The sequence below is a fragment of the Umezawaea endophytica genome, from assembly GCF_025061645.1.
Taxonomy (GTDB): Bacteria; Actinomycetota; Actinomycetes; order Mycobacteriales; family Pseudonocardiaceae; genus Umezawaea; species Umezawaea endophytica.
The window spans coordinates 1-13,725 of sequence record NZ_JANYMP010000003.1 but is presented as its reverse complement, the minus strand read 5'-3'; the positions used below and the strand labels follow the sequence as shown (position 1 = coordinate 13,725).

The 13,725-nt window shown below is 73.3% G+C and carries 13 protein-coding genes; 8 read left to right on the top strand and 5 right to left on the bottom strand.

What is annotated here, in order from left to right:
- Positions 1-73: 73 nt before the first annotated feature.
- The 3 genes from NZH93_RS07455 to NZH93_RS07445 form a co-directional block, all read right to left on the bottom strand.
- A complete protein-coding gene (locus tag NZH93_RS07455) occupies positions 74-733 on the bottom strand; it encodes a response regulator (RefSeq protein ID WP_259622201.1) in 660 nt (219 codons plus the stop codon).
- Positions 730-1,881: a sensor histidine kinase gene (locus NZH93_RS07450; protein WP_259622200.1), complete on the bottom strand. Its 1,152-nt coding sequence runs from the start codon at positions 1,879-1,881 to the stop codon at positions 730-732. The genes NZH93_RS07455 and NZH93_RS07450 overlap by 4 nt, the downstream gene beginning before the upstream one ends.
- 101 nt (positions 1,882-1,982) lie before the next feature.
- The gene (locus tag NZH93_RS07445) at positions 1,983-2,633 is read right to left on the bottom strand and encodes an IniB N-terminal domain-containing protein (RefSeq protein ID WP_259622199.1); all 651 of its coding nucleotides are present in this window, start codon (positions 2,631-2,633) and stop codon (positions 1,983-1,985) included.
- A gap of 237 nt (positions 2,634-2,870) precedes the next feature.
- On the opposite strand from NZH93_RS07445, the gene NZH93_RS07440 reads away from it, so the two are divergent.
- Positions 2,871-5,162, top strand: coding sequence for a helix-turn-helix transcriptional regulator (locus NZH93_RS07440; protein WP_259622198.1), 2,292 nt, complete (start codon positions 2,871-2,873; stop codon positions 5,160-5,162).
- A 9-nt stretch (positions 5,163-5,171) separates the two neighbouring features.
- Here NZH93_RS07440 and NZH93_RS07435 read toward each other — a convergent pair whose 3' ends face one another.
- Positions 5,172-6,197 carry an aldo/keto reductase gene (locus tag NZH93_RS07435; RefSeq protein WP_259622197.1) on the bottom strand — a complete coding sequence of 342 codons (1,026 nt, stop codon included), beginning with the start codon at positions 6,195-6,197 and terminating at the stop codon, positions 5,172-5,174.
- A 148-nt stretch (positions 6,198-6,345) separates the two neighbouring features.
- Positions 6,346-7,788, bottom strand: a complete 1,443-nt coding sequence (locus tag NZH93_RS07430) for an MFS transporter (protein WP_259622196.1) — start codon at positions 7,786-7,788, stop codon at positions 6,346-6,348.
- 230 nt (positions 7,789-8,018) lie between these two features.
- Between NZH93_RS07430 and NZH93_RS07425 the strand changes: the two genes are divergently transcribed.
- The 7 genes from NZH93_RS07425 to NZH93_RS07395 all read left to right on the top strand — a co-directional run.
- Positions 8,019-8,678 (top strand): TetR/AcrR family transcriptional regulator, encoded by a 660-nt coding sequence (locus tag NZH93_RS07425; protein WP_259622195.1) that lies wholly within the window; start codon positions 8,019-8,021, stop codon positions 8,676-8,678.
- 126 nt (positions 8,679-8,804) lie between these two features.
- The gene (locus NZH93_RS07420; RefSeq protein WP_259622194.1) at positions 8,805-10,019 is read left to right on the top strand and encodes a cytochrome P450; all 1,215 of its coding nucleotides are present in this window, start codon (positions 8,805-8,807) and stop codon (positions 10,017-10,019) included.
- Positions 10,013-10,666 carry a TetR/AcrR family transcriptional regulator gene (locus tag NZH93_RS07415; RefSeq protein WP_259622667.1) on the top strand — a complete coding sequence of 218 codons (654 nt, stop codon included), beginning with the start codon at positions 10,013-10,015 and terminating at the stop codon, positions 10,664-10,666. The genes NZH93_RS07420 and NZH93_RS07415 overlap by 7 nt, the downstream gene beginning before the upstream one ends.
- A 62-nt stretch (positions 10,667-10,728) precedes the next feature.
- A complete protein-coding gene (locus NZH93_RS07410) occupies positions 10,729-10,929 on the top strand; it encodes a ferredoxin (RefSeq protein ID WP_259622193.1) in 201 nt (66 codons plus the stop codon).
- The gene (locus NZH93_RS07405; protein WP_259622192.1) at positions 10,926-12,113 is read left to right on the top strand and encodes an NAD(P)/FAD-dependent oxidoreductase; all 1,188 of its coding nucleotides are present in this window, start codon (positions 10,926-10,928) and stop codon (positions 12,111-12,113) included. Before NZH93_RS07410 ends, NZH93_RS07405 begins: the two co-directional genes overlap by 4 nt.
- Complete coding sequence (locus tag NZH93_RS07400; RefSeq protein WP_259622191.1) at positions 12,110-13,315, top strand: cytochrome P450; 1,206 nt, start codon at positions 12,110-12,112, stop codon at positions 13,313-13,315. Before NZH93_RS07405 ends, NZH93_RS07400 begins: the two co-directional genes overlap by 4 nt.
- Positions 13,316-13,416: 101 nt before the next feature.
- A partial coding sequence (locus NZH93_RS07395; protein ID WP_259622190.1) for a hypothetical protein occupies positions 13,417-13,725 on the top strand: 309 nt, incomplete at its 3' end.

Sequence of the window (13,725 nt, the reverse complement as noted above, 5' to 3'; positions counted from 1 at the left end):
GCGACACGTCCCGCCGTGGTGGTGTCCTGGCGTGCCCCGCCGGTACCGGTCGCGCCCGACCCGTACCCCGGTACTACTCGGCGGGCACCACGAGGCCGCACTCGTAGGCCAGCACGACGGCCTGCGCGCGGTCGCGGAGGCCGAGCTTGGTCAGCACCCGGCTCACGTGGCTCTTGGCGGTCTGCTCGGCGATGGTCAGCGCGCCCGCGATCTCCGAGTTGGACAGTCCTCGCGCGATCAGCCGCAGCACCTCCACCTCGCGCGGGGTGAGGTACCGCAGCGCGGTCCCGTCCGGCTTGCCGGGCGCGCGGTCGGCGTAGGCCGCGACCAGCCGCCGGGTGATCGTCGGGGCGAACAGCGCGTGCCCGGCGGCCACCACGCGCACGGCGTTGACCAGGTCGGCCAGCGGGGAGTCCTTGAGCATGAACCCGCTGGCGCCCGCCCGCAGCGCCCCGTACACGTGCTCGTCCAGGTCGAACGTCGTCAGCACCAGCACCTTCGGCGGCTCGCCGCCGGAGCCGACGATGAGCCGGGTGGCCTCCAGGCCGTCCATCACGGGCATCCGCACGTCCATCAGCACCACGTCGGGGGTGAGGTCGCGGGCCAGCACCACCGCGTCCGCCCCGGTGCCCGCCTCGCCGACGACGTCCACATCGGACTGGCTGTCCAGCGCGACGCGGAAGCTCTCCCGGATCATCGCCTGGTCGTCGACCACCAGCACCCTGATCGTCACGCGGTGTCCCCCTCGTGCAGCGGCAGGTCCGCGACCACGGCGAAACCACCGTCGGGCGCGGGTTCCGCGGTCAACCCGCCGCCCAGCACGCGCACCCGCTCGGCCATGCCCGCCAGGCCGTGCCGGGGGCGGGCGGGGTCGTCGTCGAGCGCCGACCGGGTCGGCGCGGCGTTGCGCACCTCGACCCGCAGCACGCCGTCGTCAGCGGTGACGTCGACCGAGACCGCGCCGCCGGGGGCGTGCTTCGCGCTGTTGCTCAGCGCCTCCTGGACGATCCGGTACGCCGAGAGCCCCACACCCGCGGGCACGGGCCCGACGTCGACCCGGAGGGTGATGTCCGCGCCCGTGCCGCGGAAGCGCGCCACCAGGGCCTCGACGTCGGCCAGCCCCGGCTGAGGGGCGGTCCCGTCCCCGTCGTCGGCCCGCAGCACCACCAGCATCCGCCGCATCTCGGTGAGCCCGTCGCGGGCCATCCCCTGGATGACGTCCAGCTCGGCGCGGACCTCCGGCGCCAGGTCCGGCAACCGGTACGACACGGCGTCGGTGCGCAGGACCAGCGCGGACATGTGGTGGCTGACGACGTCGTGCAGCTCCCGCGCGATGCGCGTGCGCTCCTCGAACGCGACCAGGCGGGTCTGCTCGACCTGCCGCTGGGCGTCCGCCCTCCGCTGCTGCCGCACCGCGTTGCCGAGCACGACCGCGCCCGTGGCGAGGAAACCGGGAACCGCAGCGTCACCCCAGTCCGCCAGGTGCGGCCACGTCGACACGAAGGTGATCGCCAACGCGGGCAGCACGACCGGCAGGCGGTTGCGCAGCGCGATCCGGTAGAGCAGGAACCCGACCGCCGCGGTGAACCCGATCGTCCACGACCAGCCGAAGTCCGCTTCGGGACCGGTGTACCCCCGGTAGGCGCGGGGCAGGAAGAGGACCAGCGGCACGGACAGCGCCCACGCGGTCGCCAGTCGCCGGTCCGCGAGCAGCACCGGCACCACCGTCACCACGCCGCAGACCACGATGATCGTGGACAGGCCGCCGGGGTGGTAGAGGGCGGTCGGCACGACCGCGAGGAGGAAGCAGAGGACCGCCACCAGGTACGTCGCCCTGGTCTCGCGCGCCGTCGACGACCAGGTGTCACGCAGCCGCCTCACCCGCTCACCGTAACGGACCGGTGAGCGCGCGAAGCGGAGCGCGGTCCACCAGGGAGGAGGTGGACCGCGCTCCGGCGGGGCGGGTCAGAAGGAGGGGCGGGTCAGAAGGAGAAGTCGTTGCCGCTCAGGATGCCGCCGACGTCGACGTGGTCGAGGTCGACGACCTGGGTGATGTCGCCGACGCCGGACACGCCGGAGGTGATGTCGCCGACGTTGCCGACCTCGCCGAGGAGGTCGCCCACCTGGGCCACGTCGGTGAGGTGCACTGCGTTGTCCGTGACGCCGGACAGGTCACCGGTGGTGATGTCCTTCACGGTCGTGTCGAGGTTGGTGGTGTCGAGGACGCTCGCGCCGGAGGTGAGGTCGCCGACGAGGTGGCCCACCTGGTTCTGCACGCCGAGGTCGCCGACGCCGTCGAGGGTGCCGCCGAGCACGTCGGCGTCGAGGCCCTGGCCGAGGTCGGTCACGGCCGAGAGGTTGCCGGTCAGGTCCTGGACCTGGCCCGCGACACCGGAGATGGGGCTGTCGTCCAGCAGGGGCAGCGAGCTGAACGCGCTGTCGAGGTCGCCGAGGCCCTGCGTGGGGGCGTAGTCCAGGACGAGGGGCAGGATCTCCTGGACGTCCAGCGCGGAGACGTCGCCGAGGCCCGCGGCACCGAGAGCGGTCTCGGGGTCGAGCTGGAAGGCCGAGAAGGCCTGCTGGTCGTTCAGCAGGTTGAGGGCGAAGTCCTGCAGCGTCTCGAACGTGTCCATCGGTGTGAGCTCCTACGGTGGATCGGGGTGCCTTACGAGGACAAACGCTAGGCCCGTCGTCACCGTCCGCACATCGGGTGACACTCCTAGTCTCGATCGAGGTACCCCGTTAGGGGGACGATGGGGGAAATGGCTAGGGGACGGGGCTATCCCCGTAATCCGACCTCGGGATGAACCCCGCCGTGCCCCCAGGACGAACCTTGCGGCAGCACTCGCGCCGAGGAGGAAACCTGCCGCATGACCGCTCTCGTGCTCGCCCCCGCAGTCGCCGACGCACTCGACCGGGCCTCAAGGGCCAGGCACGTGGTGGTGGCCGGACCCTCCGGGGTGGGGAAGACAGCGCTGCTGTCCACCCTGGACAAGCGGGTGGTCGACAACGCCGAGTCGCTGTCGGAGGCCGCGGTCGCCGCCCTCGTCGCCGACGTGGCGGCCGGGGCCGACCTCGCGGTGGCCCACCGGCCGACCCGCAACCCCCGCCTGCCGGTGCTGCTGGCCGCGCTGGCGCCCTCGGTCGTCCGGGTCCGGCTCGGCCCGTGGGGGCGTGACCAGGTCGGGGACTTCCTGCGGGAACGCACCGGACGGCAGCCCGCCGCTGGCCAGCCGCACGCGCTGCACCAGCGGACCGGGGGAGTGCCCGCGTTCCTGGAGGCCGCGCTCTCGAAGGACCCCGTCGGCGCGCTCGCCCCGGCGCTCGACGAACTGGGCGCCGACGTCCGCACCCTGCTGCTCGCCGTGGCGCTCGGCGCGCCGCTGGACCTGGACCTGCTCGCCGAAGCGCTGCGCACCACGCCCGACGCCGCGCAGGCCGTGGTCGACGCGGCCCGCGCCGCCAGCGTCATCGGCGCCGACGGCGGCGTCCCGCCGATCGTGGCGCACGCCGTGCGTGTCCTCACGCCGGTGGACGAACGTGTCGAGCTGGCGCGCACCCTGCTCCGGTCGCAACAGGACCGCAAGCAGTCGATCCGCGCGCTCGCCACGTCGCTGCTGGACCTGCCCGGCGCGGTGGCCGACCAGGCGGGCGCGCTCGTGGCGGCGGCCCAGGAGACCCTGCGGGACGACCCCGTGCTCGCCGTCCGGTTCCTCACCGCCGCGGTCGACCTCGGGGGATCGGCCGTCGAGTTGGCGCCGCTCGTCGCCGAGGCGCACGCGTTGTCCGGTGACCTGGACGCCGCGCTGCGCACCGCCGACCTCGCCGTGGGGTCCGGGGACGCGCGGGTCCGCGACGCCGGGACCGTGGTCGCGGCGATGGTGCTCGCCCAGCGCGGCGAACTGGCCCGCGGCGCCGAGGTGCTGTCCACGGCCACCGACTCGCGCGCGGTGGACCTCGCGGCCATCGCCCACGTGGCCACCGGCGAGTGGCGCCGCGCGGCGGAACTCCTCGACGGCACACCGGCTTCCCCGACCCTGGCCGCCGGTCTCACCCGGCGCATGGCCCGCGGCCTGCTGACCAGTGTGGACAGCGCGCCGACCACCGCGCTGTCCACACTGGTCTCGGCCGCGTCGGTCGCCGACTCGCTCGGCGCGCCCCACCTGCTGCCCGACAGCCCGACGGCGCTGGCCGCGCACGTGTGCCTGCACCTCGCCGAACTCCCGCTGGCGACCACGCTGCTGGGCGGCGCGGCCGTGGACGGCGTGTTCGGCGTCCGCCACCAGGTGCTGCTCGCCTACACCTCCGTCCTGGGCGGCGACCTGGCCACCGCCGCCCGCAGGCTGGCGCCGGTCAAGGCCCTGCGCGGCCTGGAACCCCGTGACGCGCTGCTCGCGTCCGCCGTGGACCTCGGCCTGGCCCGCCGCCGCAGCGACCCGCGCGCGCTGGAGGACGGGTGGGAGACCGCCTACCACGCGCTCCTGGTGCAGCCGGTCGACCTGTTCACCCTGCTGCCGCTGGGGGAACTCGTCGCCGCCGCGGCCAGGCTCGGCCGCGCCCACCAGGTGGCGGGCCACCTCGACCTCGCGTGGGACCTGCTGGAACGGTCCGGCCACCCGCCCGCCTGGTCGGTGATGCTCCGCTGGTGGGCCGTGCACGCGGACCTGATCACCGGCGACACCAGGGCGGCTCGGCACCACGTCGAGGCACTGGCCAGGCACCGCGCGCAGACGCCGTCCGGCCGGGTGCTCGCCGACGCCGCCGAGTGCTGGCTGGCCGTCAGCACCGGCGCCGTGGACCCCGACGCGGTCGACCGGACGGCCACCGCGCTGCACGGCCACGGCCTGCACTGGGACGCCGCCCGCCTGGCCGGGCAGGCCGCCATCCGCACCACCGACCGCGCCACCATCTCCCGGCTGCTGGAGCTGGCCCGCAGGCTCGGCCCGGTGTCACCCGAGCACGAGTCCGAGACGGGCGTCCTCAGCGACCGCGAGCAGGAGGTGGCCGCGCTGGTGCTGGAGGGCCTGACCTACCGGGAGATCGGCGACCGGCTGTTCATCTCCGGCAAGACGGTCGAGCACCACGTCACCAGGATGCGGCAGAAGCTCGGCTGCCAGAGCCGCCGGGAACTCCTCCTGACACTGGGGGAACTCCTGGGCTGACGGGAGCCGTCAGGCGCGGCGTCGGCGCAGCGCCGGGTCGAGCAGCGCGGGCGGGGTGTCGAACTTCTCGTGCGCCGCGAGGTCGACGCCGGGGGCGACGACCGAGTCGATCTCGTCGAGCACGTCGGCGGTGAGCACGGTGTCCGCCGCGGCGAGCTGGGAGCGCAGGTGGTCGAGCGTGCGCGGCCCGAGGAGCGCGCTCGTCACGGCGGGGTGGGCCGTCACGAAGCCGAGCGCGAGCTGGATCAGCGTCAGGTCGGCCTGCTCGGCGATCTTGGCCAGCTTCTCCACGGCGTCGAGCCTCGCCTGGTTGGACGGGATCGACAGGTCGAAGCGCTGCGGCAGGACGGCGGAGCGGTTGGTGCTGATCTCCTGGCCCGCGCGCACCGCGCCCGACAGCCAGCCAGAGGCCAGCGGGCTCCACGCCAGCACGCCGAGGCCGTACTGCTCCGTCACGGGCAGGACGTCGGTCTCGACGCCGCGTTGCAGGATCGAGTAGCTGGGCTGCTCGGTGGTGTACCGGCCAAGGTGGTGCTCGCGCGCCGCCCACTGCGCCTGCACGACGCGGTACGCGGGGAAGGTCGACGACCCGAAGTAGCGGACCTTGCCTGCGCGCTGGAGGTCGGTCAGCGCCGACAGGGTCTCCTCGTCGCTGGTCGTCGGGTCCCAGCGGTGGACCTGGAAGAGGTCGACGTGGTCGACGTCGAGCCTGCGCAGGCTGTCGTCCAGCGCGGTGACCAGCCAGCGCCGCGAACCGCCCTGGTGGTTGCGCTCGTCGCCCATCGGCATGGTCGCCTTCGTCGCCAGCACGATGTCGTCGCGGCGGCCCGCGATGGCCTTGCCGACCATCTCCTCGGACCCGCCGAGGCTGTACCAGTCGGCGGTGTCGATCAGGTTGACGCCGCCTTCGAGCGCGGCGTCGACGATGGCCGTGGCCTCGTCCTGGGTGGTGCGCCCGATCTTGCCGAAGTTCATCGCGCCGAGCGCGAGGGTGCTGACCTGCACGCCGGTGCGGCCCAAGGTGCGGTACTGCATGACCGTGTTCCTCCGTGATTCCCCCGCTCGACCACGACGGTCAAACGGAACGTTGTTCCGGTAACGATACGGAACGTTGTTCCGCTTTGGCAAGCGGGGCTGGTCACCGGTCCACGGCACGGCGGTGGGACGTGGACCGGGGGAGTGCTCAGACGGTCGCGGGCTCGCGGGTGGCGGGCTCGGTGGCGGGGCGGAGGGCGGGTAGCAGGGCGGCGATGGCGGCGGCGGTGAGGGCGGCGCCCGCGCCGATGGCCATCACGACGCGGAAGCCGGTCTGCGACGGGAGGGCGGTGGTGCCGAGGGTGATGGTCAACTGGGCGAGCACGACGCCCGCGACCGCGCTGGACACCGAGGTGCCGATGGAGCGCATGAGGGTGTTGAGGCTGTTGGCGGCGGCGGTCTCGGAGACCGGCACGGCGGACATGACGAGCGCGGGCATGGCGCCGTAGGCGAGGCCGATGCCCGCGCCGATGACGCTGGAGACGAGCAGGAGCTGCCAGTTCTCGGCCATCAGCGCGACCCCGAGGCCGTAGCCCGCGCTGACCACCAGCGCGCCCAGCACGAGCGTGGTCTTCGGGCCGCTCGTGCGGGAGACGCGGGCGGAGATCGGGGCCATCACCATCATGACCAGGCCGGAGGGCGCCATGACGAGGCCGACGACGAACAGCGACTGGCCGAGGCCGTACCCGGTGGAGGCCGGGAGCTGGAGGAGCTGCGGCAGGACCAGGGACATGGCGAACATCGCGAAGCCGAACACGGCGGAGGCGAGGTTGGTCAGCAGGACCGGGCGGCGCGCGCTGGTCCGGAGGTCGACCAGCGGCCGGGGCGAGCGCAGTTCCCACCAGCCCCACGCGGCCAGCACGACGACGGTGGCGGCGATCAGGCCCATGGTGGTGCCGCTGCCCCAGCCCCACGCCGAGCCCTTGGAGATGGCCAGCAGCAGGCAGATCAGGGCGGCCGACAGGCCGAGCGCGCCGACGACGTCGAACCGGCCGCCGGTGCGGACCCGCGACTCGGGCACGAGCGTGGTGACGAGGACCGCGACGACCGCGCCGAGCGCGGCGGAGGTCCAGAACAGCAGGTGCCAGTCGGCGTTCTCGGCGAGCAGGGCCGCCAGCGGCAGGCCGAGCGCGCCGCCGACGCCGAGCGAGGCGCTCATCATCGCGGTGGCCGAACCGAGGCGTTCGGCGGGCAGCTCGTCGCGCATGATGCTGATGCCCAGCGGGATGACGCCGGACGCCAGGCCCTGGAGGACCCGCCCGACGATCATCGGCGGGAGGCTGTGGCTCAGCGCGCCGATGACCGATCCCACGACCAGCAGTCCGAGGCTGATCAGCAGCATCCGGCGCTTGCCGTACATGTCCCCGAGCCTGCCCGTGGTGGGCGTGGCGACCGCGGCGGCGAGCAGCGTGGCGGTGATGGCCCACGTCGTGTCGGCCGGGGCCGCGTTGAGCAGTCGGGGCAACTGGGGGACGAGGGGGATCACGACGGTCTGCATCAGCGACACGACGATGCCCGCGGACGCCAGCACCGCGACGACGGTGTTGGGGCGGGGGACGACGTCGGGTGTGCCGACGGGTGTGCTCGACATGGGGGAACGGCCTCCGGGGGTGGGGTTCGTGACCCGAATTAAATCAGTCACTTGACTTAGAATAGCCCCTGGGTTTCACTGTGCCCGATCTGTCCGATTGCGACGGAAGTCAGAGGAACCGGGGAAGCTCGCAGAACCGGGAACTTGCCCCGCGGGCACCCAAGGCCTCCGGGTCCCGCTTGTCCGAACTGTCGGTCGACCGCGTCCGACGTGCCTGTACGGTGGTGATCGTGGTGACGGACGTCAGCAGAACGCCGCGGGCGGAGCAGGTCGGCGCCACGCGCGACCAGATCCTCCGCACCGCTGAGCGGCTGTTCGCCGAGCAGGGCCTGTACGCCGTGTCGAACCGGCAGATCAGCGCCGCCGCCGGGCAGGGCAACAACGCCGCCGTCGGCTACCACTTCGGCACGAAGGTCGACCTGGTGCGCGCCATCGTCCGCAGGCACGCGTCCAGGGTGGAATCCCTGCGCCTGGAGATGGTCTCGGCCATCGGCGACTCGGACGACGTCCGGGACTGGGTGGCCTGCCTCGTGCACCCGACCGCGTCCCACCTCGCCGCCCTCGGCGATCCCACCTGGTACGCCAGGTTCGGCGCGCAGGTCATGACCGATCCGGCGTTCCGGGCGATCATGTCCGAGGAGGCCCTCGCGACGCCGTCGCTGCGGCAGGTCGTCCAGGGGCTCGACCGCTGCCGCCCGGAGCTGCCGCCCGAGGTGCAGGCCGAGCGCGGCGACATGACCCGGCACCTGATGGTGCACGGCTTCGCCGAGCGGGAGCGGGCCCTCGCGGAAGGGGTCGGTACACCGCGTCCCACCTGGCACGACGCCGCGGACGGGCTCGTCGACGCGATCACCGGGCTGTGGCTCGCGCCGGTCACGCCGCGCGCCTGATCCACTTCTCCCCGTGCTCGATCCGGTCGGATCCAGCCAGACCGGACGTTTAAGTCAGTCGCTTGACTCAAATCGGAGAACCCGGTTAGCTGGACCTCGACCGAGATCAACACGGAGGAGGCCGACGTGGCACCCGGCGAGGCGGACCAGGTCATCGACTACCCGATAGCGGCGCCGACGGCGCTGGACCCGCCGAGCGAGTGGGCGGAGCTGCGCGAGGGGTGCCCGGTCGCGGCGGTCCGGCTGCCCAGCGGTGACGGCGCGTCGCTGCTCACGCGCTACGACGACGTCAAGCAGGTGCTGGCCGACCCGCGGTTCCGCAGGCGGCTCGACGCGGAGGACGCGGCGCGCGTCTCGGACACGGAGTCTGGCGGCGTGTTCAACGGGACGCTGGCGAAGTCGCTGCCGGAGGAGACGCACCAGCAGTGGCGGCGCCTGGTCGGCCGGTGGTTCACCGCCAAGCGCATGACCGCGCTGCGGCCGGGGATCGAGGCGATGGCCGACCGGCTGATCGACGGGATGGTGGCGAGCGGCGCGCCCGCGGACCTCAAGGCGGCACTGGGTTTCCCACTCCCGGTGTGGGTCATCTGCGACATGCTCGGCGTCCCCGAGAGCGACCGCGACCGGTTCGCCTACTGGTCCAACACGCTGCTGAGCCTCACCCGGTACACCGAGGCGGAGATCAACGCCGCCCAGGCGGACTTCCGCGCGTACATGTCGGCCCACGTCGCGGCGACGCGGGAGAACCCCGGCGACGACCTCGTCAGCGAGCTGATCGCCGCCGCCGCGGGCGCCGGGCAGGTCATGCCGGACGACGCGCTGCTGTCGACCGCACAGGGCCTGCTGGTCGCGGGGCACGAGACGACCGCGAACATGATCGGCAAGATGGTCGGGATGCTCCTGGCCGACCGGAGCCGCTGGGAACGGCTGCTCGCCGACCGGTCCCTGGTGCGCCCGGCCGTGGAGGAGGTGCTGCGCCTGGACGCGAACCCCGGCTTCGGCATCCCGCGCTACATCACCGAGGACGCCGAGATCGGCGACGTGGTGGTGCCGCGCGGCACCACCGTGGTGTGCAACCTGGCCGCCGCCAACCGCGACGAGCGGGCGTTCGACGACGCCGCCGAGATGGCGCTGGACCGCACCCCGAACGCACACCTGGCGTTCGGCTTCGGCTCGCACTCCTGCCTCGGGCAGTCGTTGGCGCGCACCGAACTCCAGGCCGTGCTCGACGTGCTGCTGCGCCGCCTGCCCGGCCTCGAACTCGCCGTGCCCGCCGACGGGCTGGAGCGCGTCGACGGCCTCATCGTCGGCGGGCTGACCGAAGTGCCGGTGCGCTGGTGACGCCGGGCGGTCGGACTGAGCGGGCCGCGGAGACGCGCGAGCTGATCCTGGTCGCCGCGGAGCGGCTGTTCGCCGAGCACGGCGTGTTCGCCGTGTCGAACCGCCAGGTCGGGGAAGCGGCGGGGCAGGGCAACAACTTCGCCGTCGGCTACCACTTCGGCACCAAGGCCGACCTGGTGCGCGCGATCGTGCGCAGGCACGCCGAGCCGGTGGAGCGGTCGCGCGAGTGGATGCTCGCCGAGATCGGCCGCAGCGCCGACGTGCGCGACTGGGTGGCGTGCCTGATCCGCCCGTTCACCGACCACCTGGCCGACCTGGGCGTCCCCACCTGGTACGCCCGCTTCGGCGCGCAGGTGATGACCGACCCCGCGCTGCGGCGGATCATCGTCGACGAGGCGCTGGGCACCGAGGCGGTCCAGCGGGTGCTGGACGGGCTCAACCGGTGCCTGCCCGCCCTGCCGCTCGCGGTCCACCTGGAGCGCAGCGCGATGGCCCGCACCCTGATGTCGCACACGTGCGCCGAGCGCGAGCGCGCGCTGGCCGAGGGAACCCCCACCGCCAGGAGCAGTTGGGACGACACCGCCACCGGCCTGGTCGACGCGATCACCGGGCTGTGGCTCGCGCCGGTCACCACGACCGGCGCGTGACCGGAGAACCACGCAGGAGGCGGGCGCCGGTACGGGCGCCCGCCGGAGGAGGAGCACAACCGATGAAGGTCTTCGTGGACGAGGACAGGTGCTGCGGCGCGGGATCGTGCGTGCTGGTCGCGCCCGACGTGTTCGACCAGCGCGACGAGGACGGTGTCGTGGTGCTGCTGGAAGACCGGCCCGCCGACCACCTGCACGCCGCGGTCCGCGAGGCCGCCGGCGTGTGCCCCGCGGCGGCGATCACGCTGGACGGGACCGCGTGAGCACACCCTCCGGGGTGCTGGTCGTCGGCGCGTCCGCGGCCGGGCTCGCCACCGCGGAAGCGTTGCGCCGCAAGGGGTATGGCGGGGCGCTGACGTTGGTGGGCGACGAGCCGCACCCGCCGTACGACCGGCCGCCGCTGTCCAAGCAGGTGCTCGCCGGGACGTGGACGCCCGAGCGGGCCCACCTGCGCACGGCCGAGGTGCTGGACGTGCTCGACGCGCGGTTCGTCCTCGGCGATCCCGCCGTGGCGCTGGACGTCCCGACCCGCACGGTGGTCACCGCCTCCGGGCTGGAACTCGGCGCGGACGCCGTCGTGGTGGCGACCGGGGTCCGGCCGCGCACGCTGCCCGGTCAGGCGGACCTGGCCGGTGTGCACGTGCTGCGCTCGTTGGCCGATTCGCTGGCACTGCGGGAAGACCTGCTCGTGGCGCGGCGGCTCGTCGTGGTCGGCGACGGCGTGCTCGGTGCCGAGGTCGCCGCCACCGCACGGGGTCTGGGCGTGGACGTCACCCTCGCGGGCCCCCAGCGCTTCCCGTTGGAGGCGCAGCTCGGTCCGTTCGTCGCGGGGGTGTTGGCCGACCTGCACGCCGAGCGCGGGGTGCGCCTGCGCCTCGGCTCGGCGGTGACCGGCCTGACCGGCGACGGCCGGGTGGACGGGGTGCTGCTGGACACCGGCGAGGTGCTCCCGGCGGACGTCGTCGTGGTCGCGCTCGGGGCCGTCCCCGCCACGGAGTGGCTCGACGGCAGCGGCTTGACCCTCGACAACGGGCTGGTGTGCGACGCGCGCTGCCGGGCGGCCGACGGGGTCTACGCCGTCGGCGACGTCGCCCGCTGGCACCACGACCGGCTCGGTTTCCCGCTCCGGCTGGAGAACCGGACCAACGCCACCGAGCAGGCGATCGTCGTGGCCGACAACATCCTTGGCGCGCAACGGTCCTACGAACCCGTCCCGTACTTCTGGACCGACCAGTTCGACGCGAAGGTCCACGTCCACGGCACTCCCGCCGCCGACGCCGAGGCGACCGTCGTGGACGGCGACCCGGCGGCCCGCCGGTTCGTCGTGCTGCACGAGCGCGACGGCGTCCCGATCGGGGTGCTGGGCTGGAACATGCCCAAGCAGGCCCGTCAGCTCCGCCTGCACCACCTCGCGCCGCAGGCGCCCCTCCCGGAAGGACGACGATGACCACCACGCCGGACACCTCCGAGGTTCCGCACTACCCCATGGCCAGGGCGCAGGGCTGCCCGTTCGACCCGCCGCCGGAGCTGCGCAAGCTCCAGGAGGAGGGCCCGCTGACGCGCGTGCGGCTGTGGGACGGCACCACGCCGTGGCTCGTGACCAGGTACGCCGACCAGCGCGCCGTGCTCGGCGACAAGCGGGTCAGCGCCGACATGACCCACCCGACGTACCCGCGCCAGGCGCCGGGCAACGCGTCGCTGAGCTTCATCGGGATGGACGACCCCGAGCACTCGCGGCTGCGGCGCATGGTCGGCTCCGCGTTCATGGTGAAGCGCGTCGAGGCCATGCGGCCCGCCGTGCAGAAGATCGTGGACGACGCCGTCGACGCCCTGCTCGCCGGTCCCAGGCCGGTCGACCTGGTCGAGGCGTTCGCGCTGCCGGTGCCGTCGCTGGTGATCTGCGACCTGCTCGACGTGCCCTACGCGGACCACGACTTCTTCCAGGGCAACAGCAAGGCCATGGTCAACCGCGACTCCACGGTCGAGGAGCGCACGGCCGCGTCGGGTGCGCTCGCGGAGTACCTGGGCCGCCTGGTGGCCAGGAAGATCGAGAACCCCGGCGACGACCTGCTGTCGCGGCTCGGCGAGAAGGTCAAGGCGGGGGAGCTGACGCACCGTGGCGCCACCGAGATGGCCGTGCTGCTGCTCATCGCGGGCCACGAGACCACCGCCAACATGATCGCGCTCAGCACGCTCGCCCTGCTGCGCGACCCGGACCAGTTGGCGCTGCTGCGCGACACCGACGACCCGTCGGTCGCCGTCACGGCGACCGACGAGCTGCTGCGCTACCTCAACATCACCCACGGGGGACGTCGCCGGGTCGCGCTGGAGGACCTGGAGGTCGCCGGGCAGCTCGTGAAGGCGGGCGAGGGGCTGATCCTGCCGAACGACATCGCCAACCGCGACACCGAGGTCTTCACCGACCCCGACACGATCGACGTCACCCGCGAAGCCCGCCACCACCTCGCGTTCGGCTTCGGCGTGCACCAGTGCCTCGGCCAGCCGCTGGCCAGGCTGGAGCTCCAGATCGTCTACCGCACGCTGTACCGCCGCATCCCGGAGCTGCGGCTCGCCGCCGACTTCGAGGACATCCCGTTCAAGCACGACGGGTTCGTCTACGGCGTCTACTCCCTGCCCGTGACCTGGTGACCACGCCCCGCTGATTCACCCGTTCGGGCACTCGAACGCCGGCTAACGGAGTACTCCCCGGAACGACTCCAGAGGCATCGGACGAGCGGGAACGGTGAACCATGGGCGGCTTCCTCATCCAGGGCGGGCACGGCGTCAAGGGCAACTTCGAGGCGGTGGTGCCGTCCTCGCACGGGGGCGGCCTCGTCCACCTCTGGCGGGACAACGACGGGGGCATGGCGTGGAGCGGCCCCACCTGCTTCGGCGGGCGGGGCCGGTACACCGGCACGACCCTGATCCAGTCGAACTACGGCGGTCCGGGCAACCTGGAGGTGCTCGCGACCGACGGCGCGGGGAACCTGGACTTCTTCTGGCGGCTGGACCGCGCGCCGTGGACGTGGTCGGGCCCGTTCCGGATCGCGTCGGGGGTG